At 64.2% G+C, this 23,324-nt stretch carries 11 protein-coding genes and 3 pseudogenes; 3 read left to right on the top strand and 11 right to left on the bottom strand.

The window, feature by feature from the left end:
• Window positions 1-22: 22 nt before the first annotated feature.
• The 6 genes and pseudogenes from AB5975_26045 to AB5975_26020 form a co-directional block, all read right to left on the bottom strand.
• Window positions 23-10,547: pseudogene (locus AB5975_26045) on the bottom strand (VCBS domain-containing protein).
• 94 nt (window positions 10,548-10,641) lie between these two features.
• The gene (locus tag AB5975_26040) at window positions 10,642-12,732 is read right to left on the bottom strand and encodes an HlyD family efflux transporter periplasmic adaptor subunit (GenBank protein ID XDR23036.1); all 2,091 of its coding nucleotides are present in this window, start codon (window positions 12,730-12,732) and stop codon (window positions 10,642-10,644) included.
• Entirely contained in the window at window positions 12,732-14,078 is a 1,347-nt protein-coding gene (locus tag AB5975_26035; GenBank protein ID XDR19896.1) for an efflux RND transporter periplasmic adaptor subunit, read from the bottom strand. The genes AB5975_26040 and AB5975_26035 overlap by 1 nt, the downstream gene beginning before the upstream one ends.
• Window positions 14,079-14,083: 5 nt before the next feature.
• Window positions 14,084-14,826: pseudogene (locus AB5975_26030) on the bottom strand (efflux RND transporter periplasmic adaptor subunit).
• A gap of 182 nt (window positions 14,827-15,008) precedes the next feature.
• Window positions 15,009-16,016 carry a zinc-binding alcohol dehydrogenase family protein gene (locus AB5975_26025; GenBank protein XDR19895.1) on the bottom strand — a complete coding sequence of 336 codons (1,008 nt, stop codon included), beginning with the start codon at window positions 16,014-16,016 and terminating at the stop codon, window positions 15,009-15,011.
• A 151-nt stretch (window positions 16,017-16,167) separates the two neighbouring features.
• The gene (locus AB5975_26020) at window positions 16,168-16,965 is read right to left on the bottom strand and encodes an SDR family NAD(P)-dependent oxidoreductase (protein ID XDR19894.1); all 798 of its coding nucleotides are present in this window, start codon (window positions 16,963-16,965) and stop codon (window positions 16,168-16,170) included.
• 108 nt (window positions 16,966-17,073) lie between these two features.
• Between AB5975_26020 and AB5975_26015 the strand changes: the two genes are divergently transcribed.
• Window positions 17,074-18,024 carry a GlxA family transcriptional regulator gene (locus AB5975_26015; GenBank protein XDR19893.1) on the top strand — a complete coding sequence of 317 codons (951 nt, stop codon included), beginning with the start codon at window positions 17,074-17,076 and terminating at the stop codon, window positions 18,022-18,024.
• Window positions 18,025-18,038: 14 nt separating this feature from the next.
• On the opposite strand, the pseudogene AB5975_26010 reads toward AB5975_26015, so the two are convergent.
• The 4 genes and pseudogenes from AB5975_26010 to AB5975_25995 all read right to left on the bottom strand — a co-directional run bounded on the left by AB5975_26010 (window position 18,039) and on the right by AB5975_25995 (window position 20,405).
• Window positions 18,039-18,505: pseudogene (locus AB5975_26010) on the bottom strand (DoxX family protein).
• Between the two features lie 10 nt (window positions 18,506-18,515).
• A complete protein-coding gene (locus AB5975_26005; GenBank protein XDR19892.1) occupies window positions 18,516-19,271 on the bottom strand; it encodes a DNA-binding domain-containing protein in 756 nt (251 codons plus the stop codon).
• Window positions 19,268-20,101 carry a DUF692 domain-containing protein gene (locus AB5975_26000; GenBank protein ID XDR19891.1) on the bottom strand — a complete coding sequence of 278 codons (834 nt, stop codon included), beginning with the start codon at window positions 20,099-20,101 and terminating at the stop codon, window positions 19,268-19,270. The genes AB5975_26005 and AB5975_26000 overlap by 4 nt, the downstream gene beginning before the upstream one ends.
• 16 nt (window positions 20,102-20,117) lie before the next feature.
• Complete coding sequence (locus AB5975_25995) at window positions 20,118-20,405, bottom strand: DUF2282 domain-containing protein (protein XDR19890.1); 288 nt, start codon at window positions 20,403-20,405, stop codon at window positions 20,118-20,120.
• Window positions 20,406-20,591: 186 nt separating this feature from the next.
• On the opposite strand from AB5975_25995, the gene AB5975_25990 reads away from it, so the two are divergent.
• Window positions 20,592-21,179 carry a sigma-70 family RNA polymerase sigma factor gene (locus AB5975_25990; GenBank protein XDR19889.1) on the top strand — a complete coding sequence of 196 codons (588 nt, stop codon included), beginning with the start codon at window positions 20,592-20,594 and terminating at the stop codon, window positions 21,177-21,179.
• A complete protein-coding gene (locus AB5975_25985; GenBank protein XDR19888.1) occupies window positions 21,166-21,807 on the top strand; it encodes a DUF1109 domain-containing protein in 642 nt (213 codons plus the stop codon). The genes AB5975_25990 and AB5975_25985 overlap by 14 nt, the downstream gene beginning before the upstream one ends.
• Window positions 21,808-21,832: 25 nt before the next feature.
• Here AB5975_25985 and AB5975_25980 read toward each other — a convergent pair whose 3' ends face one another.
• On the bottom strand, window positions 21,833-23,215 hold the full coding sequence (locus AB5975_25980) for a PLP-dependent aminotransferase family protein (protein XDR19887.1): 1,383 nt from the start codon (window positions 23,213-23,215) through the stop codon (window positions 21,833-21,835).
• Window positions 23,216-23,324: the final 109 nt, after the last annotated feature.

Raw genomic sequence — 23,324 nt, 5'->3', positions numbered from 1 at the left:
AATCCGTGATGAGACATCGGCGTCATGGTGCGTTGCTACCGCGACGCTGCGCGGCTTCGCGCAATTGTGCGCGGAAGCCGTTCGCCGGCTGCGCGCGTTGTTCAGGCGCCATGTCACGAGGCAGAGGTGCCCACAGTGACGGGTCTGGCAACAGGCCATCGGCACTCAGGCTGATGACGCCCTGGCGGCCGTCGACCCAGTCCTTGTCCTCCTCGCTGGCCAACCGGCTGGCGGCCACTGCCTTGGCGACGAACTGGCCGTTGACCAGGCCAAGCTGGGCGCCGAGGGACTGGCTTTCGATTTCGGGTGTGGCGAACAATTGAACGTTGCTGCCATCGGCTCCCCAGGCCGACAGGGTCAGGGACTGGTTGATCTGTTCCACCACCGGCGTGACGTAGATCGCTGGCGTAACCTCCGGCAGCGGCAAGCCGCCCAACCTTTCCTGGCTGTCGCGGTCCAGGTACGGCCCCGGTGGAATGTAAGGCGTGGAAATATCCAGGGTGATGGTCAGCTGGGCCTGGTCGGTTGCACCGGCCAGGTCGCTGACGGTGTAGGTGAAATAGTCCTGGAGCACTTGCCCCAGGCCCGCCGCCGCCAGCACCTCGCGGTTGCTCAGGTCGATGGTGTAGGTGTAGCTGCCGTCGGCATTGAGCACCAGGGTGCCGTAGCGGCCGGCGATGGGCTGGCCAATGACACCGGCAGTGCCACTGGCGCCTTCCTGGCCGCTGCGGATACCCGTGACGGTCAGGCTATCGCCGCCGTCCACGTCGCTGTCGTTGGGCAGCACATTACCGCTGGTGTGCGGCGCTGGTACCTGGTCACTGGCAGTGTTGCTGTCATCGCGGGCCACCGGGTTGTCGTTGGCCCCCTGGACGGTCACGCTCAGACGTGCCTCGGAGGTGGCGCCAGCGGTATCGCGCATGCGGTAGGTGAACACTTCGCGTAATGTTTCGTTCGCACTGCGCATGGCCTGCACGATGGGGTTGGTGTTGTCGACCAGGTATTGGTAACTGCCGTCAGCACTGATCAGCAGGGTGCCATACAGGCTTTGCAGCAGTTGGCCGGCGCTGGCGGTCTGGCCGTTTTCGGCGCTGTACTGCAGCACGGTCTTGCTCTCACCGTACTGCACGCCGTCCACGTCGGTGTCGTTGTCCAGCACGTTGCCGCGCGGGTCTACCCCCGCGCCGGTATTGTTCACACCGCCGGCTTCCACGGCGATGGCGGTGTCATCGTGGGCTACCGGGACGTCGTTGCGGCCGTCGATGGTAATGCTCAGCAGGCCGTTGGCGGTGCCGCCCCAGAGGTCGGTGAGCAGGTAGGTGAAGTTGTCCACCAGGGTTTGGCCGCTGACACGCAGTGCCTGCACCGTTGCCAGGCTGTTGTCGAGCACGTAGCTCCAGCTGCCGTCGGCGTTCAGGGTCAGGTCGCCGTACTGGCCGCGCAACGTTTGCCCGACTGCGGTGGGGCTGCCTGGCAATGGCCCGTCGCCGCTCCAGAACGCCAGCACTTCGAGGGTTTCCGGCACGATGATGTTGATGGTGTCGGGGTCGCTGTCGTTGTCCATCACGTTGCCGGACGGGTTGCTGCCGGGGATGGCGTTGTCCAGGCCGCCGGCTTCGATGGCCAGGCCCTGGTCAGGGTTGGCCACCGGTGGCTGGTTTTCACCGCGGATGAGCACGAAGAGGGTCGCGGTGTCGCTCAGGCCGCCGCCGTCGGTGACCTGGTAGGTGTAGCGCTGGATGACGAAGCCCAACGGGCCGAGTGCGATGATGTCCGGGTCGCTGGAGTTGACCACGAAGCGGTAACTGCCGTCGGCATTGAGGGTCAGGGTGCCATAGTTGGTGGTGACGGTGGCGCTGCCGGTCAGCGGGTCGAGCGTCGGGTTGCTGCTTTCTTCGCCCACACCCACGGCGGTGACGGTCTTGCTGTCATTGGCATCCACGTCAGTGTCGTTGTTCAGCACATTGCCGGTGGGGTTGCGCCCGCCATTGCCATCGTCATCGGTGGCCACCGCGTACGCCAGGTCATCATGGGCCACGGGGGTGTCGTAGCGCCCTTCGATGGTGATGGTGATTTGTGCCTGGGAGCTGGCACCTTCGGTGTCGTGCATGCGGTAGCTGAAGGTTTCGACCAGGCTTTCGCCGGCCTTGAGAGCCTGTACGGCCGCCAGGCTGTCGTTGACGGTGTAGACGTAATTGCCGTTGGCATCGATGCTCAAAGTGCCGTAGCTACCGGCTACCTGCGTGGCGCCCGCGCCAACCTGGACGAACGTACCGCCGGCGGCGAGGGTGCCCAGGTAAACACCATCCAGCGTCTTGCTGTCACCGGCGTCCACATCAAGGTCATTGCCCAGGGCATTGCCGCTGCCGGCCTGGCCTGGCGTGCCGTTGTTCACGCCACCGGCTTCGACGGCGATGGCGCTGTCATTGGCGGCGATCGGCGTGTCATTGCGACCGTGAATGACCACGGTAAAGGTGGCGGTGACGGTCTTGCCGTTACCATCGCTGACGCTGTACTGGAATACCTCGGTGAGCCGGTCGGCATCGGTACGCAGGGCCTGCACGGCGCTGTTGGCGTTGTCTACCACGTAGCGGTAGTTGCCCTGGCTATCCAGGACCAGGCTGCCGTAGTTGCCCGCCAGTGGTTGCCCGAGAATGCCTGTCACCCCCGTTGGGCTGAGCACGCCGCTGATGCTCAGGGTATCGCCGTCGGGGTCGCTGTAGGCAGCACTGATGTTGCCGCTGGGATCGACGCCGGCGATGGCGTTGTTCAGGCCGCCGGCTTCGATGGCGTCGATGCTGACGGCGTTGACCACGGGTGGGTCGTTGACCCCGGTGACGGTGATCACCAGCTGCGCCTGGTCCGTCAGGCCGCCGCTGTCGTGGATCTGGTAGGTAAAGATCACGTCGAGGCTTTGCCCGGCCGCCAAGGCACGTATGGCAGGGTCGGCACTGTTGACGATGAAGGTGTAGGTGCCGTCCTGGTTGAGGATGAGCTGACCGAAGTTGCCGCTGATCAGGCTGTTGTCGGCCAGCCGGGCCACGCTGCCGTCTATGGCTGCGGGGCTGCCGGCGCCGACCGGGGTGAGTGCACCCCCGGTGCTTTCCAGGCCACTGCGCACACCGTCGACCTTGAGCTGGGTGGCGGTTGGCTGGTCAAGGTTGTCGACGTCGGTGTCTGCGCCCACGCCACCGTTGCCGGTGATCACGTTGCCACTGGCATTGACCGGTGCTGGGCTGCCATCGCTGGCACCGGCAGTGGCGGTGCCATGGTCGTCCACGGCCACCGGCGCATCATTGGCACCCTGGATGGTGATAACCAGCACGCTGATGGAACTGAGGCCATCAGTATCGGCCATCTGGTAGCTGAACTGTTCGACCAAGGTCTGGCCGGGGGACAGCGCCTGGACGGCAGCGTTGTTGTTGTCGACCACGTAGCGGTAACTGCCGTCGGTGTTGAGGGTCAGGGTGCCAAAATTGGCCACCATGGTGGTCGACCCACCGCTGGGCAGGGGGATGATGCGCCCGCCGCCCGGGCCGTCGAAACGTAGGGTGGTGACATGCTTGGTTTCGCCCAGCGCTGGGGAGTCCACGTCAGTGTCGTTGTCCAGCACGTTGCCGACTGCGTCCTGGCCCGGTGTGCTGTTGTTGGTGCCCCCGGCTTCGATGGCAGTGGCGACGTCGCCGTGGGCGATCGGCGTGTCGTTGGCACCGTGGATGTTGATCTGCAGCACCGCGCTGCTGCCCAGGCCGCCGGTGTCGACGATGTCGTAGCTGAAGAACTCGCTGATGAACTGGCCAGCGGTGCGCAGCGCCTGCACAGCGGGGTTGTCGTTGTCGACGATGTACTGGAAGCCCCCATTGGGCCGCATGACCAAGGTGCCGTAGAGGCCCTGCAAGACTGTGACGAGATTGTCGCCCACCGCCACACCCCCTGGCGTGAGGTTGTTGGCAATGCGGGTGACGGTAAGCACGTCGCCGTTGGTCTGGATATCGACGTCGGTGTCATTGAGCAGCACGTTGCCGGTCGGGTTCACGCCCGGGTCGCCGTTGTTGAAACCGCCGGCCTCCACCGCGATCGCCAGGTCGGCGTTGGCGATGGGCGCGTCGTTGACCGGGGTGATGATGATGTTCATCACGTCGGTGTCGGTCAGGGCATCGACCGGGTTTTGCCCAGGAATACCGTCGCCGTTGAGCGGGTGGTCGCCGTAGTTGCCCTGGTCGTTGGTGACCATGGTCAGGGTTTCGGCGGTGCGTGCCGTGTTGAAGTCCTGGTCGCCTTTGTAATAAAGCTGCGCGAGCAGTGCGTTCAACTCGGCCAGGGTGCCAGTCAGTACCAGGCTGCGTCCGGCACCGGCCGGTGGTGTGGCATTGGCTGCCGGAGGGGTGGCGCTTTGCCAGAGCACCCCGTGGAGTACCGACAGGGTAATGGTCATGACTCCGTCGGCATTGCCAGCATTCACGTCCACGTCGCTGATGGCCAGCCCCGTGAGGTGCAGCACCGTGTCTTCCAGCCCCTGTTGGTCGGCCACGGTGTTGACCGGGGCTTCGTTCAGGTGCACGTAGCCGGCATCGGCGGTGCCAGTCGAGCCTTCGCCCAAGGCCAGGTTGATGCCGCCAAGCCCGTTCGCCGCAGTGCCGGTATCGCTGTCGATGCGTAACCGGAAGTTGTTGTTCGCCGCTGCTTGATGGTCTTGCGCCACGGCCACCAGGTAGCTGCCCGAGGGCAATAGGGCGAACTGGTACAAACCGCCATTGGCGGTAACGGTGGTGAAGGTGCGATCGTCAGCGGTGCCGAACTGGCCGTCGTCTCCGGCCCAGGTCAGGGTCACGTCGATGCCGTCCAGGCCTGGGCCATCGGGGGTGACGCTGTCGGTGGCGCTGCGGGTGTCGTCCCATAGCGTGCCTTGGATCACGCCCATGCCAGCCCCTTCGCTGAGCACGTAGTTGTTCAGGCCGTTGGCGCCGTCCTGGCCGTTGCGCTCACCGGTGGCGCCACCGGCGATGGCGGGCAGCGAGCCGCCCCAGCCGTTGTTCTCGAAGTCGGTGGGCAGGCTGGTCCAGGTCAGTACCGCAGAACTGGCAGCATTGTCGGCGATGGTGACGTTGGGCAGGGTGACCGTGTAGATCACCTGCACGGTGTCGCCTGGTGCCAGGCGATCGAAGCCCAGTGAAATTCCCGTACCGTCGCTGAAGCTGACGCCTGCCGGCAGGTTGGCCAGGTCCAGCGCCGCGCCGTTGAGCAGAATGCTTTGTACCAGGTAGTTGCTGCCGTTGGGGAACTGGTCGGCCAGGTGAGTGTTGTAGGCGGGCACGTCACCGTTCTGGGTGAAGCTTACCGAAACCGTGGCGTTGGTGGTGCCGTTGCCTGGGCTGACGTCGATGACCGATTTGTCCAGGTTGACGAAGCTGGGCTCGACCACCCGCTCGAACAGGGTGTCGCTCTTGCCCCTGTCCACGCCGCCGTTGAGGCCGACGTGTTCGTGGGCCGACACGCCCAGGTTGGCACCGGCCTGGTTGCTGGCCACGTTGCTGACGCGCACGTTGAATTCCAGCACCACGCCTTCGACATCGGGGTCGTTGATTTCGTTGTTGATCAGGTTGCCCAGGCTGAACGTGACGGTCTGGCTGCCATCTGCATGGGTGGTAATGACCAGCCGCCCATTGTTGATGTCGAACACCCCGGTCGGTACGGCGCCGGACAGATCTGGGTTGATGCCTTGCGCCACATCGCTGAGCTCGTTGCCCGGCATGCTCAAGGTGCCGCTGCTGATCAGGTTGGTGGCATCGGTGGTCAGCCCGGTAGGGGTGTTGGACAGGAAGGCGATGAGGATGTTGTTGAGGCTGGCGGGAATGAACTCCAGGCCTGCGGCGAGTTCGATGCGGATCTGGTAGTCAGGGTTGTCGCCGGTGGGCACCAGCACAGCCACGCGATAGCGCACGATTTCACCGACCACCACAGTCTCGGAAACACCGCTGGTGTCGGTCACGCCGCTGCTGTTGGTGGCGGGGGCGTGTCGGTGACGCCGCCTACCCGAGAGATGCGCACGCCGTTGCTGACCTGGAAGGTGAGCAACGATGCCAGTCGGTAATCGTTCAGGCTGCCGCCATTGAGCAGGCCATCTTCGCCACTGCGTTCGCCATTGACGGTGTCGATCGCATTGCTGCTGCCGTCAAGGCTGGTCCAGCGCACCTCCACGGCGTTGGCAAAGGCCGCTTCACCGGCTGCCGTGGCGTTCACGGTGCCGGTCAGTTGCAGCACGATGCGACCGCCGTTGGCGATGTCGATATTGGCCCCGCTGACGCTGATCAGTTGGCCACCCTGGATGATGAAGTCCGCGCCGCCATTGTTGGTCGCACCACCGCTGTAGGTAATGCCGGTAATGCTGACGCCAGAGAGTTCGGTGGGCAGGCCGTCGAGCAGGCTGATATCGAAGGCGTTGGTACCCGAAGTGTTGGTGATGACGATCTCGAAGGTGACCACGTCGCCGTCTTCGTAACCTCCGAACACCGGCGTAGAGGTGATCTGTTGCGTCACCGTCAGCGTCGGCTCGACGATGGTGACGCTCGGTTGCTGTGCGCTGACCACGTTGCGCTCTACCGGCGTGGCGCCATTGGGGGTATCGCCGTCGGGGTCGCTGTATACCAGTTGCGCCCCGTTGTTCAGCGTGGTGCCTTGCTGGTTGCCAGTCACGTTGCTGGCCACCAGTACCAGGCGGATGACGAAGCTGTTGTTGCCGGTTACGTTGTCGGCGTTGGCACCGGCACTGCTGAACACCAGTTGCAGGTCGGCACCGTCACTGCCGTCCGGCGTGAGTGGGTTGATACTGACGCTGCCATTGAAGTCTGCGGTCAGCGCCGCGCTGCCGGCCACCGTGGTAATCAGCTGGTAGCCGAGGTTGCCATTGAAGCGTGGGTCCAGGCGCAGGCCGGGCGGGATCAGGTCGTTGAGGCGCAGGTTGCTGGTCACGCCTTCGGGCAAGGTGATGACGATGTCGTAGGTCATGCTTTCGCCGACCACCAGGTTGCTGCCGGTGGTGTGCGCGGCACTGGAATCATCGTCGCTGAGGCTGCCGTTCTGGTAGGTCTTGCTGATGCCAGGGGCGGCGACCTGCTGGTTGGCGACTTCCACCAGGTCGGTTGGGGTGAAGTCCTGGCCGCCATTGACGCTGGCGTAGTTGGTCAGCGCTGCGCTGCTTTGCAGGGTGCTGGAGGCGAGGATCGCGTCGTTGACAGTGACGTCGTAGGTGATGACTACCACGTTGGCACCGGACAAGTCGCTGGCGGTGCCTGCACGGCCAGCCAGGAGGGTGGCCTGGCCATTGGCGTCGAGGAACGTGATGGTGCTGCCGTTGACGCTGTAGTCGGTGCCGGCCACCAGCAAGGTGCCGTCGCCACGGTAGATTTGCAGGTTGGCCGCCGCCAGGCTGCCACCGACAAAGGCAAGCCCGGTGGGCAGGGTGATGCTGGTGCTGACATCGTAGGCACCGCCGCCACCGGTGTTCTTGAGGGCGGTGGCCAGGCGCAGGGTGTCGGCGCCGTCGATGCCACTGACGTTGCCGTCCACCGCCGCCAGGCTGGTGACGCTGCCGCCGAACGGCACGCCGCTGGTGCCGGGTGCGTTCCAGCTGCCCGTGGTGCCGGTGACCGTGCCGTTGCTGCTGGAGACAACCCCGTGCTTGATGTCCAGCACCGGTTCGGCCACCGACTCGATCACCGCCACGTCCGAGGAGACGAGCACGGTCTTGTCCACCGTGGTGGTCTGGCTCGATTGCGCCAGCACGTCGAGTTCACGCTGGTCGGCGAACGGCTGGTCGCCGACCACCATGGTGAAGCGCACTTGCACCGTGCCGCCATTGAGGCCGCCGGAGGCGTAGTTGCCGAAGTCGAAGACGATGGAGTTGCCGGGGCCGGTGGTGACGCTGTCCGGCACGTCCAGAATGGTGTTGCCGCTGCCGATGCTCCATTGCCCGACACCGGTGCCGAAGCTCCAGCTGATGCCGCTGGCATCCAGCAATGGCAGCGGCAGGTAGGCGGTAAGCTTGAAATTCTCGTAGTCGGCTATCAGCAAGTCGTAGCTGATGGTGAAAGTCACCACATCGCCTGGGCGCAGCTCACCGTTGGCGGGCGGGTTACCGCCGTTGACCTGGGTGAGCTCGATATCGACGTTGGAGGTTTCGATGGTGCTGAGGGTGCTGGAACCATCCGTCTGGGTGCCGCCGATGTTCAACGCATCGCGCAGCACAGTAGCGGCCACGATGGCATTGTTGCCCACGCTGTCGCCTTCGTTGAGTTGGTCGTGGGGCGGGTGGTCGGTGGTGTAGGTGGTGTCGACAGTAGCGTCATAGACGATGCGCAGGCCGGTAGCGCCGTTCTGTTCGGTATCGTCGTAGAGGTCACCGAACAAGGCCGCCACGCCGGGGCCGGCGATTGCCTGGCGAATGGATTCGGCAATGTCGAACACCAAGGTGGTGCTGCCGTCGGCGTTCACCGTCTGGGTAAAGACCAGGGCGATGCTCAACGACGTGCCGTTGCCCTGCAGCAGCAGGGTGGGTGGGTTGGCTGAGCTGAACGTCAAGCCGTCGCCGAGCTGGTCGGTGACGGTGAACTGGCCTTGCTCGAGGATGTTTTCGCCGAAGGCGAAGAAGTCGGAAATGGCCACGTCCATGGTGTAGCGCAGGGTGTCGCCGGGGGTGAGGCCGACGCTGCCGACGTCGTTCTGCAGGTCGACTTGCTTGAGCAAGGTGATCGACTTGGCGACGAAGGTCACGCCCTGGCCATTGCCGGTTTCACTGAACGGGTAGCCGTCCGGGTCCAGCGGGCGGTCGCGCGGGTCGAGCGGGTTCCAGCCGCCTGTGACGCTGGCGGTCCCGAAATTGATGGTGACCGGGTTGCCGGTAGTCGGGTCGAGCACTGGGCGGCCATTGGCGTCGATTTCCGGCACATAGAAGCTCACCTGGGTTTCGCTGGCGGCGCTCAGGCTGTCGTAGTGAATGGCATAGCTGGCCACGAAGGCGTTGGGGTTGGCCAACGCTGCTGCGATCAGCGCGGGGTCGGTCAGCACCGTGCCGTCGTGCAGGGTGACCGACGTCAGCGTGCCGCCGGGGCCTGGGGTGATGGCGCTGACATGGACCTGATCGGGCACCGTCTGGGTCACGGTGACGTTGGTCAGGGTCTGGCCGGGGGCCGGGTCACGGTGACCGTCTGGGTGCGGGTGTAGTTGGGGCCGGTGACGGTTTCGCCTTCGGGCATGTTGACCGTTTGCGTGACCTTGAGCAGGGTGGGGGTGATGATGAAGCTGTGCAGCGAGGCTTCGACCAGGCTTGGGTCCTGAACCGGGTTGTTCAGCGAGTCGTTGCCGTACTCGAAACCGGCCCTGGCATTGATGGTGAGGTTGGGCGCGCCATCGGAGTAACTGGTATCGGCCAGGTTGCTCAACAGCCCGGTGACCTGGATGTCGATGCTGGGCTGGCCATTGGTCACGCTGGCGTAAGGCAGTTGCAGCACCACCATCTGGTCACCGGGCTTCATGCCGACACTGGCGGCATTGATTACCAGTGCATTGCCACTGGCATCCTTGGCCAGCGGGTGGCTGGCATTGCCGTTGGCATCGAAGGTGATCACGAAGCTGTTCACTGCCTGTCCCAGATAGGTAGCGGACACGAATGTGGCGCCATCGTTGCCGTCACGGCCAGTGGCGGGCATGAACAGGTCGAGATAAGGGGCGTAGCCTTCCTGGGTCGAGGGGTTGGTGAAGCTGACGGTAAAGGTGAATTGTTCGCCCAGCTGCACTTCGGCGCCACCGCTGCCAAGGCTTGCGGTGGGGCTGGCATCGGCCAGCAGGCCCTGGAAGCTGGTCAGCGTGGAGGCGGCCAGGGCGATGGTCTTGTCCACGTCGCCGCTGCGCACTTCCAGGCGCCAGTCGCCACCGGCCAATTGGCTGCCGGTGGCATTGTTCGAGGCGCCGACATCGGCGCCGGTCCAGCGCGCCAGTTCGTCAACCAGCGCCTGGCCGCTGCTGCCGGCGCCGACGTCGCAGCCGTACAGCTGGATGTCGGCCCCGGCATTGAGTTCGCCGCGCCATGCGCTGAGGCGCTCGCCCAGTTGCTCGACGGATTGCTGGGTGAACACCTGGTTGCCCAGGGTGAACTGGCCAGCGGCGCCGTGGGAGAACACCTGAATGGAATCGACCTTGCCCAGTTGCGCCAGGGTATTGCTGATGGCCGCGATGGCGTCCTGGCCTGCGTCCACGACCAGTGCGGTGGTGCCGGCCGGCAGGCTGGCGACGAGCTGGTCGCGGTTTTCCACGCGGGCGTCGACCACCACCAGGTTGCGCGGTTGGGCGGCGGGTGCGGCGGTGGTTTGCGCTTCACTGGCGGTGGGGGCGGGGTGGCTGGTGTCCTTGGCCTCGGCGTGACCGGGGTCGCTGTGCTGCTGGTCGACAGCGGCAGCGGCTGCACCGTCGAACAGAATCCGTTGTTCGAGGGCCAGGGTTTGTGACCGGGGGCGCAAGGTAGCGCCGATACCGGCTCTGTTCTTCATGTCCATGATGAATACCTGCTCGCAGAAACGTCACCAGAATCGGGATCTCAGCAAGCGTAGTCGCTTCCCATTCTGGTGCAAGCATGGCCGGTGCGGTCGTTCAGAAGCCGCTTTCGCGCAACACTACCGACGCCAGCCAGGTGCCCAGTTCCCCTAGTACGCTGCGCCGCTGCCCTTCGATCTTCAGCCTGCCACGCATCTCGTGCAGGCTTGCAGGAGGCTCGTCCAGTGCGATCAGTACTTGGAACATGGCGTTGTTGGGCACCAGCGGTTGCGAGCCGGTTGGTACCGGCCCGCCGAAGTGCGAAGACAGCATGCGGTGGGCCAGCTGGCTGGCGCGCGTGCTGCCGATGGCCAGGACCTTGCCGCGCAAGGCGCTGGCCTGCCCCTCGGGATAGAACAGTACGGGGTTGCCGACGGCCAGGTGGTGAACCTGGTCCTGCGCCACATAGGCATCGATCTGCCAACGGCTGGGGTCGATCAGGATGCCCAGGGGCTCCTGGCGACTGACCCACTGGCCGGGGCGCAAGTCCTGGTCGTGGTCCAACCAGGTGCCTGCGAACGGCGCTTGCAGGTTAAGCCGGGCGATTTCGTTGCGTGCGGCACGCGCCTCTTCGTTTTGCACACTCAGGCGTTGCTGGGTGGCCGCGTCCACGCTCAGCCCGGCCGGGTCGGCCAGCAGGCCGGACAGGCGTGCCTGATAACTGCGGGCGGTGGCTTCGCTGCTGCGCAGGCGTGAGTCCAGGTCGGGTTCGTCGAGCACTGCCAGCACTTCGCCGGCCTTGACCGGGCCCTGTTCACGCAGGGTTTGCAGGCGCGCTGGGTAGGGCGTGTAGACCCGCAGTTGATGCTCGGCGCGGGCCACCCCTACGGCATCCACCTGGCTGTGCCAAGGGATCGCCAGCGCCAGCACGGCCAACCCCAGGCCCAGGTAGAACAGTTGCTTGCGCCGCCCCGGGATGCGTGTACGTTGCTGCCACCAATGGTTCAGCTCGCGCTTCACCGGCAAGGCAATGAACCAGGCGATTTCAACCATGAACAGAACGATCCCCAGCAGTTTGAAGAAGAACAGGTACACCGCCACGGCGATACCCAGAAACAGCACCAGGCGGTACAACCAGGTGGCGAAGGCGAATGCCACCAGCAACCGACGTTGCCCGACAGGGAACGGCTCTGGCCACGCTTCCTGCAGCCCCAATAGGTTGCGCCGCAGGGCAACCCGTGCCAACGCGGAAGCGCGTTCGTGCAGGTTGGGAAAGTCGAGCAGGTCGCTGAGGATGAAATAGCCGTCGAAGCGCATGAACGGGCTGGCGTTGAGCGCCAGTGACAACACCCAGCTGGTGGTCGCCAGGTACAGCAGGGCATTGCGCAGCGGGCCGTCGTCACATAGCGCCCAGCCCAAGGTTGCAAGGCCCGCCAGGGACAGTTCGGTGGCGATGCCTGCCGAGGCGATCGCCAGTCGCTGGCGGGGACGTTTGAGCTTCCAGCTTTCGCCGGTATCGGTGTACAGCATGGGCCACAGCACGAGAAAGGCCACGCCCATGTGCCCGACCCGCAACCCCAGGCGTGTGGCCACCAATGCATGGCCCAGCTCATGCAAGGTCTTGGCGACGATCAGCGCCAGGGCGAAGCTCAACAGCCCTTCGCTGGAGAACGACTCCACCACCGCATGGGTGAAGCTGTCCCACTGTTGCATCACCAGGATGATGCCCAGCAAGCTCAGCGCGACCACCGACAGGCCGGTCAGTGGGTGGAACAGCCAGCCCAGGGCTTTGGCCAAATGCTGCAGCGCCACTTGCGGGCGCAGCAGCGGGATGCGAAAGAACAGGTAGTGGTGCAGCCACCAGCGCCAGCTTGACCAGGTGCGCGCTTCGCTCTGCGCCTGCAGCCGGCCCAGTTGCTCGCTGCCGGGGCGCAGCAAGTGGTGTTGTTCGAGAAACGCACGCAGCTCCAGCACCTGTTCCACATCCGGGTTCAGTGCGCTGTCGCGTGACACTTGGGCGCTGATCTGGCGGGGCGACTGGCCCCAGCGCAGCAGGCATTCGAATTCCAGCCAACCGATGCGGTAGAAGCGGTTGATGACCGTGTCGTGGATCATCCAGGCAGGCTCGCCGTCGCGGTTGTCGGCCGCTTCGCACAGGCGCAGGTCTTCGCGCAGCGGCGGCAATGGCAGGTCGGCGGGATCGAGCATCACCAGCCGCTCCAAGCCCGCAGGCTGGCCAACGGTCGGCGCAGCAGGTAATAGCCGAGTATCACCCGGTCGCCGTAGAGCTTGGCTGTGCCATGCAGGCCAAGGCGGGCATGCGCGGCATGCTCGTCGATGCTGGCCAGCAGGCGGTAGGCCACCACGCCATCGTCGGCAGGCCTGGCCTGGTAGCTGGTTTCAAGGACTTTGCCTTTGAGCGGGCTGAGCGGGTAGGCGGTGAGGAACAGGGTGACTTCTGCACCCGGCTCCAGGGCGATGGCATCGGCCACGGCGAGTTGAATCTGCATCGCCGGTTGCGCAGGGTCGGCGACTTGCATGATCCGTTCGCCGGTCGAGACAGGTTTGCCGAGCCAGTCGTTGGGGTCACTGAATACCGCCACGCCGGCCCGTGGTGCCAGCACCTGGGTACGCTTGAGCTGCGCCTGTACGGCGGCAAGCTCCGCGCGCCGCTGCTGGGCCCGGCCTTGCAGCAAGGTCAGTTCGCCCTTGCTTTGCGGGTTGTCGAAGGCGCGCTGGCTGGCGGCCACAAGCTCGGCATCGGCCACTGCAACTTCTTTGCCGAGCACATCGGCGCGGCTTCGCAGGGTGGTTTCGTCCAGGGCGAACAAGGGTGTACCGGCCTCGACCGGTTGGTTGGGGCGTACCTGTACCTGGTTGATCACCCCATCGATCGGTGAAGTGACGATCTGCGCCTGGCGCGAAACGATTTGCGCCGGCGCCAGTGCAGTCTGGCGCACGGGCACCAGCAGCAGGGCGCCGAACAGCAGCGCGACCAGCAGCACCTGGCGGCGGCTGGGGCGCCAGCGGCCGAGGCGCTGGCGGCGGGTCAGGGCGCTCCAGCAGTAAGCCCAGGTACGGGTCAGACCGTCCAGGTGCTGGTACAGCGCAGCGGGCGGGGCTTCTTCGAGCAACAGCACCAGCACGCCCAGGCGTTCACCTTCTTGCGTATGCAGCGGCACGCAGAGCAGGCCAGACGGCCACCATTCCGACCAGCCTTCGGCAATGTCTGGCGGGGGCGTGGCCGTGGTCTGGGTCAGCCACGCAGGTGTTCGATCGGTCAACTGCTCAGCCAGCCAGCGGCTGGAGCGCTTGAGCCAGACCAGGTAGGGCGAGTCTTCGCTGGGGCGCGCCAGGCCCGATACGCACAGCAGCTCGAGCGCCCCCTTGGCCTGCCTGAATACCAGCGCTTGGTGAAACGGCAGTAGCGGGTAAAGGTCGTTGGCCATACTGAAGGCCAGGGCATTCAACGACTCGGCGGTCATGGCCTTGTCGCGCAAGGCGTCCAGTTGCAGCAACAGCTGGGGGTGGGGCAATGGCTGGTTCATGGTCATGGCGCGAACCGCGCCGTGCCGCTCATGCCCGCCATCAACTCAGGGAACGGCTGGTCGAAGCGTGCTTCCAGTTCTACGGTCTGAGCCACCGCGTCGACCCTGGCGTTGATCACACTGACTTTCGCCGGGTAGGTCTTGCCGGTTTCATGCACCTGCACTTGCAGCGCTTGGCCGGGGCTGAGTGTCTTCAGTTGGCTGGAGGGCACATTCAAGCGCACTTTCAAGGCGCCATCACTGACCAGGTCGAACAGTGGCGTGCCAGCGCTGACCGTCTGGTAAGGCTTGACGTAGACCTTGGCGACATGGCCGGAGAACGGCGCTTGTACCTGGCAGTAACTCATCTGTGCCTCGCCCATGGCCCGCGCCCCGTCGGCTTTCTGCACTTCGGTGTTGGCGGCGGCCACTTCGATATCGCCCACGGCATCCAGCTTGCGCAGCTGCTTCTGGCCTCCAGGTTCTGCCGGGCCATGGCCAGTTCGGCCACCGCCACCTTGCCCCGTGCCTGGGCTTCGCTGCAGTTGAAGCGGGCCAGGGTCGCGCCCTTGGCCACCCGTTCACCGAAGCTGGTTTTCAATTCGCCCAGCGTGCCGTTCATCTGGCTGGACAGGGTGGTTTCCAGCTCGGCGGCGAGCAGTACACGGATCGGCTGTGTGCCCTCGGCCGGTATCTCCTGTTCGGCATAGGCACAAAGGCTGGTCAGGGCCAGCAGCATGGGCAGGCAATGACGGGCAACGACGGGTATGGGCATTCTCGGTTCCTTGTCGAGAGGCGTCGGGACACGCAACAACAATGCTGCAACGCCTTCATACTAGAAAGGAAACCGATTTTTGCCCAATTGCCTCCAACGTTTTTGCAGGGCGCAGCCGATCAGCACAGGGTACGCAGCGGCAAACCGGCTGGCAGGCTCAAGCAAGGTGAGTCAACACACGATCAGAAGCCTTCCAGAACGATCTTGCCACGTGCTTTTCCACTCTCGATCATGGCGTGGGCACGTTTGAGGTGCTCGGCGCTGATCGTGCCGTAGTGCTCGCCGAGGGTCGTCTTCAGCACGCCCTCATCGACCAGCTGCGAAACGCGCTCGAGCAGTTGATGCTGCTTGATCATGTCCTCGGTCTTGTACAGCGAGCGCGTGAACATCAGCTCCCAGTGCAGGGACAGCGACTTGCGCTTGAGCGGCACCACATCCAGTTGCGCCGGGTCGTCGATCAGTGCCAGCTTGCCTTGTGGGCGAAGCACTTCGATCAGCTGGGTGAGGTAGGTGTCGGTGTGCGTCAGGCTGATCACATGGTCGACCGGGTCAAGCTTGAGCGTTTCCAGTTGCAGGGGGATCGATTCGGTGTGGTCGATGACATGATGAGCCCCCAGTGCTTTGACCCACGCTTGGGTTTCAGGCCTTGAAGCGGTGCCGATGACGGTCAGCTGGGTGAGCTTGCTGGCGAGCTGCACCAGGATCGAGCCAACCCCGCCAGCGGCACCGATCACCAGAAGGCTCTGGCCCTGGCCGCCGTTTTCTTCAACGCCCAGGCGGTCGAACAGCAGCTCCCAGGCGGTAATGGAGGTCAGGGGCAGGGCAGCGGCATTGGCGTTGTCCAGGCTGCGGGGCTTGTGCCCGACGATACGCTCGTCCACCACATGGAATTCGCTGTAGCTGCCAGGGCGGTCGATGGCGCCGGCATAGAAAACTTCGTCGCCGGGCCGGAACAACGTTACTTCTGGGCCGACTTCGCGGACAACGCCGACCGCATCCCAGCCGAGGACCTGTGGTTGCTCTCCACCACGGCTTGCACGGATCTTGGTATCGACCGGGTTGACGGCGATGGCCCTGACTTCAACCAGAAGGTCTCGGGCGCCAGGTTTCGGTGTGGGCAGTTGTGTGTCGTACAGCGACTGTGGGTCCTGGATCGGCAACCCAGGCTGGGTGTAAACGACGGCCTTCATTGGCGCTACCTCATTGGGGATTGGAAAAGTGGGTTCAGGCTATGCGTTTTGATTGAGTCGATAAACAGCTTGAATAGCGCAAGACTTTCTCTCTTGAAATGAAAGTTGCATGAAGCGCTGGCGGCAAGGTCCCAGCGCTCCACGCCAGCCCTTACTCAACGCTGTAACGCGGCGCCAACTGGTTGCTGGACAGCAAGCCGAACAGGGCCTGTCGGCCAGCTTCGTACTGGTCGAAAGCTTGCAGGTCGTGCAGTGATGGAAGGGAGATCAGCACGCCGTTGTCGAAGTCCTGCAGCGCGCCGTCCACCAGGTCCTGGGCCGACATCACGATGGCGGGGTCGAGGTTTTCAACCGGCAAGCCGCCGATTTGCCAGAAATCAGTGGCGGTGGCCCCAGGCAGTACCGCCTGTACCTTCACGCCCTTGCCCGCCAGTTCCTTGTTCAACGCTTGGGTAAAGGCGGTGACATAGGCCTTGCTGCCGCCGTAGACGCCGTTGAGCAGCTCTGGCGCCAGGCTGACGACGGACGAGATGTTGATGACCGCACCTTGCCCGCGAGCGACAAAACCAGGTACAGCCGCATAGGTCAGGCGGGTGAGGGCGGTAACGTTGAGGGTGATCATTTCGGCCATGCGCTCGACATCGCTGTCCAGCAGGCTGGTATGGGTGCCGATGCCGGCATTGTTTATCAGCACGCTGATGCTGGCGTCTTCGCGCAACTTGCGTTCGACCTTGGCCAGGTCATCGGCATTGGCCAGGTCTGCCGGGAACACTTCCACGTTCTGTCGGGTTTCGCTGGTGAGCCGGCCGGCCAATGCGTTCAGGCGCTCCCGGTTGCGTGCCACCAGCACCAGGTCATAGCCGCGGCGTGCCAGCCGCTCTGCGTAAATCGAACCGATGCCGGTGGAGGCGCCTGTGATGAGCGCGGTGCCTTTGAATACCTGTGTCATGGTGATACTCCGTTGTTTGGGTATGTGTGGCCATGATGCAGAAGGCGCTGCTTGTCTTAAACGACGTATATGGTAGTGTTTCAGGACATTGCGCAGAGGGCTTCCACCATGCACCGGGTCGGCTATTTGATCACCGAAGGCTTCCAGATCATGTCACTGGCCACGCAAACCGTGTTCGAGCTCGCCAACATCGTCGTGGGCAGCGCGGTTTACCGGATCGAGAATTTTTCCATCGAAGGCGGCATGGTGCGCTCCTCGCTGGGGATGCATATCGACACGCTACCCATGGCCGCCCCGGGCCTGGCGGACACCTGGATGGTCACTGGCACGTTGACGCCCTGGACGCCGCCCGGTGCAGAGGTACTGGCCTGCGTGCGGGGCTTCGTCGATGCTGCGCGGCGCACAGCAGGGCTTTGCACCGGCTGTTTCGTGCTGGCGCAGGCAGGCGTGCTGGATGGGCGACGCGCAACGACCCACTGGGCCTATGCGCCCAAGCTGCGTGAATTGCACCCCAAGATCGATGTCGAGGAAGACCGGATTTTCATCGTCGATGGAAACATATGGACGTCTGCCGGCATGACCGCCGCCCTGGACATGGCGTTGGGCATGGTGGAAAAGGACCTGGGCGCCGAGATGGCCAGGTCGGTTGCGCACAAGATGGTCATGCACCAACGCCGTTCCGGCGGGCAGTCCCAGCACTCCGAACTGTTGTCGCTTGCGCCCAAGTCGGACCGTATCCAGAGCGCGCTGGACTACGCACGCAAACACCTAAGCCGCCCATTGAGCGTGGAGGAGCTTGCCGAAGTGGTGCACCTGAGCCCGCGCCAATTCACCCGTGTGTTCACCGCCGAGACCGGGCAGTCACCGGCCAAGGCCATCGAGAGCCTGCGCCTGGAGGCTGCCCGGCTGATGATCGAGCAGAGTCGGCACAGCCTGGATGTGGTGGCCAAGGAGGCTGGCTTCAGGGACCGTCGCCATATGCGCGAGGTGTTCATCCGTGGGTTTGGTGTACCCCCTCAAGCCGTGCGAAGAGATGCTCGGCAGGTGCCGGCCCTCTGACAGGGAGGGCCACCTCAACGCAGCCCCAGTCGGCGATCGAGCGACAGCGCACCCGCTCCACGCCCGATCAGCAGCAGCAACAGGCCGGCCCAGGACAAATGGGTCGGCCAGGCATCGGGGTAGACGAACACCTCGATCACTGTGGTCATACCCAGCAGCGCGAACGCCGAAAGCCGTGTGAACAGGCCAAGCACCAGCAGCAGCGGGAACAGGTGTTCAGCGTAGGTGGCCAGGTGGGCTGCCAGCCAGGGCGATACCAGCGGCAGGGCGAACTCGCCTTGGAACAAGTCGTATGTAGAGGGGGTGATGGTCAGCAAGCCCTCGACTTTGGTGCGGCCAGAGAGAAGAAGATCGAGGCGATGGCAACGCGCGCCACCAGGCACAGCAGGGTGTCGCTCAACAGCGTCTGCACCCGGTCGGCAAGGTGGTTCCAGCGCTGGCGCAGGCCATTGCCGGGGTGGGAGAGGTGAGTGGTGTCCATGACGCCTCCTTCAGGCGAATGACAGGGGACGAAAGACCTGTGCCGCCAGCATGCGGCTGAGTAGCTGTGTGAAGTCCAGGTCGGGCTGGGCCGACAGTGCGACCTGTGAGGCTTGTTCCAGGGGCAGGCCTTGGGCGCAGGCATCCAGGAAGGCGCAGCCGCCGACTTCCAGTGTTTGTTTGGCGACACCTTCTGCCGTGCCGCTCAACAGCGCGCCCTCTGCGATCCAGGGCTGCTCTGGCGGCCAGGCCAGGCCCTCGCGGCTGTAGTGCCACAGGGTGAAAACCGGGTGCTGTGCGAACCAGTGCCAACGCACGCTGCTTCGTGGTACCAGGCAGCTGTTTGCCAGGTCTGCGGCGGTCATCCCAGCCAGGTCGGTCAATACAAGGCAGGGCTCCAGGGGCGCTGCAAATGCTTCGCACCAGGCAAAATCCAGGCGGGCGACATCGGCCAGGTAAGGCATGTCGTAGTGGCGCTGCAGCGGTTCGAGAAAGGCGGCGAAGGCCGCGCCATAGTGGATCAGCCGTGGGTCGTCTGGCGGCATTCGTTGTGCGTAGGCCGCGGCGACCTCCTGCATCCAGGCCTGGCCGACCAGCGCTTCGACGCTGGGGAAGTTGCCGCGCAGGGCTTCGACAGCACCTGCCAGCACGCTGTTGCGGTACACCGAGAATGCAGCTTGGCCCGCCAGTGCGGCCAGTTGGGGGGCAGGGCGGTGATACAGTGCGTCGATGAAAGCGTCCTGAAACTGGCCAAGGGAAAGTGTCATGGTCGTGTACCTGCCTGATCGAGCAGCGCCTGGGCGGTGTCACGCTCTGCCAGCAATTCATCGAACGCAGGCAGGTTGCCGTCGCGCTCGACCAACGTCGGGCGGGGGCCGATACGGGCGATCAACTGCTGATACAAGGCCCAGACTGGCGCGGTGATGGCGGCGTCATGGGAGTCGATCAGCAGGCTGCCCTCGGAGTCGTGGCTGTGGCCGGCCAGGTGTATTTCGCTGATGGCCGCAGCCGGAAAACGTTCAAGGTACGCTGCCGCGCTGAACCCGAGGTTGTGGGCACTGACGTATACATTGTTGACATCCAGCAACAGGCTGCAGCCAGTGCGACGCACCAGCTCGTTGAGAAAGCCGATTTCATCCCAGTCATGCCCCTCCAGTCGCAGGTAGTGGCTGGGGTTCTCCAGGGCGATGCAACGCCCCAGGGCATCCTGGGTGCGCGAGATGTTGTCGCTGATGCGGGCCAGGGCCTCGTTGCTGCGGGGGAAGGGCAGCAGGTCGGGGTGGTACAGCCCGCGCCAGGTCGACCAGGCCAGGTGCTCCGACACCAGCGTCGGCTGCACCTCATCGACCAGCGCCCGCAGGCGTTGCAGGTGTGCCGCATCCGGTGCGGCGTCCGCCGCCAGCGATAGCGCGACACCGTGCAGCGACAGCGGGTGGCGCTCGGCGAAGCGTTGCAGCCAAGCCCTGCGCGGGCCGCCGACCATGTAGTTCTCCGGGTGCACTTCGAACCACAGCCCACTGGCCTGGCACGGCAGGGCGTCGGTGTAGTGCTCGGCCTTCAGCCCGAGCCCGGCGCCCAGAGGCGCGATGCTATTCATGGTCGGCGGCCTGCGCTCAGGACTTGATCGGGGTCAGCGAGCCCATGCCGCTGGGTGTCTTGATGGACGTGCAGGTGCCTGCGGGCACGTTTTTCCAGTGCATGCCGTCGTAGTCCTTCTTGGCACTGCCGGCACAGGTGGTGCCGGCACCAGCCTTGCAGTCGTTCTTGCCGGCCATGGCGACGCCGTAGCATTTCTCCATGGCAGCGCCAGCGCTGGTGGTGTTGGCCGGGTCAGCGGCCAGCGCAGCACCGGCCAGCGAAGCCAGGGCGAGGGCGGCGGTGGCGAGGGCGAGGGTTTTCATGATGCGGTCTCCGGAAGATGGGGCCGCGGCGTTGTACCGGCGGCTCATGGAGTAGTTCGCCCGCTGGGCCGAACCGGTTACAGCACCTTGAAAAAAAAGTGCGGCCGCGTGACAGTCGCCTACCGTATGAAGGCGGCAGGTTTTACGCGACAAAAACTTCCACGGTGGGTGTAACCCGGGTGGCCGATGCAACGAACTATTACTCAGGAGGCACTTGGCGCACGCGAGGCCCAGTTGCAGGCGTTGCTGCTGCAAGGGCTGACCGGCGATGCGGCGGCCTATCGGATGTTCCTGGCGGCGTTGGCCGTGCACGTGCGCAGTTTTTTGTCACGGCGCCTTGCTCAACGCCCCTGCGAAGTCGAAGACCTGCTGCAAGAGGTGTTGTTGGCCGTGCACAACGCCCGCCACACCTACCAGGCGCAGCAACCGCTGACCGCCTGGGTGCAGGCCATTGCCCGCTATAAACTGGCGGACCACTATCGCAGTTACGCCCGCCACGATGCGTTGCACGAAGGGCTGGAGGATGACAGCGACCTGTTTGCCGCCAGCGAGCAAGAGGCGGCTCAAGCCACTCGGGACCTGGCCAAGCTGTTGGCGCAATTGCCAGAGCGCCAGCGCTTGCCCATCGTCCATGTCAAGCTGGAGGGGCTTTCGGTGGAAGAAACCGCGCGCATGACCGGCCTGTCCAGCTCGGCTGTGAAAGTGGGCATTCACCGGGGCCTGAAGGCATTGGCCAAGCTGATGGGAGGCAAGGGCGACGATGAAGACCGATGACCTGATAGCCCTGCTGGCCGCCGGCGAAGGGCCGGTGCAACGCCATGCGCTGGCCCGACGCCTGGCGCTGGCGGTGCTGGGCGGTGCGTTGGGTGCGGTACTGATGACTGTGGCCTTGTACGGTGTGCGCGCCGACCTGGCATTGGTGGCGCACACCCCGCTGTTCTGGGCCAAGCTTGCCTTGCCCGGTAGCGTGGCGCTGCTGGCGCTGTGGCTGACCCAGCGGTTGGCCAGGCCTGGAGTGAAAGGCGGCGCGCTATGGGGGCTGCTTGGTTTACCGCTGCTGTTGGTCTGGCTGGGGGCTGCGACGAGCTTGCTCGGTGCCCCAGAGGGTGCCCGTGCCGAGTTGATCCTGGGGCGCACCTGGCGCACCTGCGCCTTGAACATCGCCTTGCTGTCGGTACCCACCCTGATTGCCATTGGCTGGGCGCTGCGTGGCCTGGCACCCATTCACCTGCGTCAGGCGGGCGCGGCGGGCGGTCTGCTGGCAGGTGCCACGGCTACCCTTGCCTATTGCCTGCATTGCCCGGAAATGGAGGCGCCGTTTTGGGGGCTCTGGTATGTGCTGGGCATGCTGGTGCCGGCTTTGGCGGGCACCTTGCTCGGGCCACGCCTGCTGCGCTGGTGACCGAGGCAGCTTTGTGGCCTTGCGGCTAAGCACCCAGGGCCCGTTTCAACACGTCGTAAACTCTGGCGTCACCTGATTGAGCAACGTTGAAACGAAGGAAGTCGCCTGCCGTCATGGACTGGCTAAAAGCATTTCCGGGCGCAAGCACTACACCGTCATTCAAACAGGTTCTCGCCAGCGTTGCTGCGTCCTTGCCTTGTGGGAGCTGGCACCACACGTACATACCTGCCTGGGGCGTTATCCAGGGTTTGATACCAATGGCCTGAAGCCTGGCCACTGTTACGTCCATTTGCTCGGCCAACCGGAGGCGAACGCTTTCCATGTGTTTGCGGTACCCGCTATCGGTAATAGCGTGATGGATGATGTCCGCGGCCAAGCGCCCACCGCCGAAGGTTGTCGCAATCTTGAGGTCGACCAGGCTGTCGATCCATTCACCACGCGCAGCGATATAGCCGCAGCGGACAGAGGCGGAGATAGTCTTGGAAAAGCTGCCGATCTGGATGACGCGAGAGAGGCCATCGAAGGCAGACAGGCGTGGCGCGGGCGTATGTTCGAAGTCGGCGAAGATATCGTCCTCCACGATCACCAGGCTGGAGTTGTCGGCCAGCTTGAGCAGGCGGTGTGCCGTGACCGGAGAGAGGGTGGCCCCTGTTGGGTTGTGGATGCCGGAATTGGTGATGTACAACCGGGGGGCGTGCTCGAGCAGGGCAGTGCCGAACGCCTCGATGTCTGGGCCCGTTGCCGTGTAGGGTACGCCTACGATGTTTACCCTGTGCGCTTTCAGAAGTGCGTGAAAGTTGAAATAGCAGGGGTCGTCCACCAGCACCGTGTCGCCCGGTTCCAGCAGAAAACGGCAAATCAGGTCGATGGCGTGCGTGCCCGATTCGGTGAGCATGATCTGTTCAAGAGGGGCTTCGATCCCGATGCCAGCCAGCCGCCGTGACAAAAACTGCCTGAGCGGCGGATGCCCAAGCGGAGAAGCGTATTCAGTCAGTTTGGCCGTGTCTGAACGGGCAACGACCCGAAGCGCTTTACGCATGCCCGCTTCGAACATCCAGGAGGGCGGTAGCCAGCCGCATCCCGGTTTCAGCGCATCGCTGGAGGTTTCCAGAGACTGGCGCGAGATCCACAACGGGTCGACCTCAAGATCAAGTTTTGGGCCAAGTTCGGTGAGTGCCAATGGCGCCACCGGCCCGGCTACGTAAAAGCCCGAACCAGGGCGCGAGCTAAGTACACCCTCTGCCATTAACCGCTCGTAGGCCTCAAGGACGGTAGAAACCGAAAACTGCATTGTCTGAGCCATTGCGCGGACCGAAGGAACTCTCGCACCCGGTGTGTAGGCCCGAGAGGCTATCCTGGACTGGATCTCACCCATGACCGTTCGAATTCGCGTGCCATTGCGCTTCATCGCATCCTCAACTGTGCTGGATTAATGTGCATAACAGTTCTGTTGAATTGTATTGGATTGTACGTGGCCTTGGTGAGCCTGTCAGTGATGTACTGAGCCCTGACTTATC

Origin of the sequence: Pseudomonas putida (genome assembly GCA_041071465.1) — a bacterium.
GTDB classification, from domain to species: Bacteria; Pseudomonadota; Gammaproteobacteria; order Pseudomonadales; family Pseudomonadaceae; genus Aquipseudomonas; species Aquipseudomonas putida_P.
Note: the sequence above shows the minus strand (reverse complement) of the source record. Positions and strands in the feature narration are given on the sequence as shown.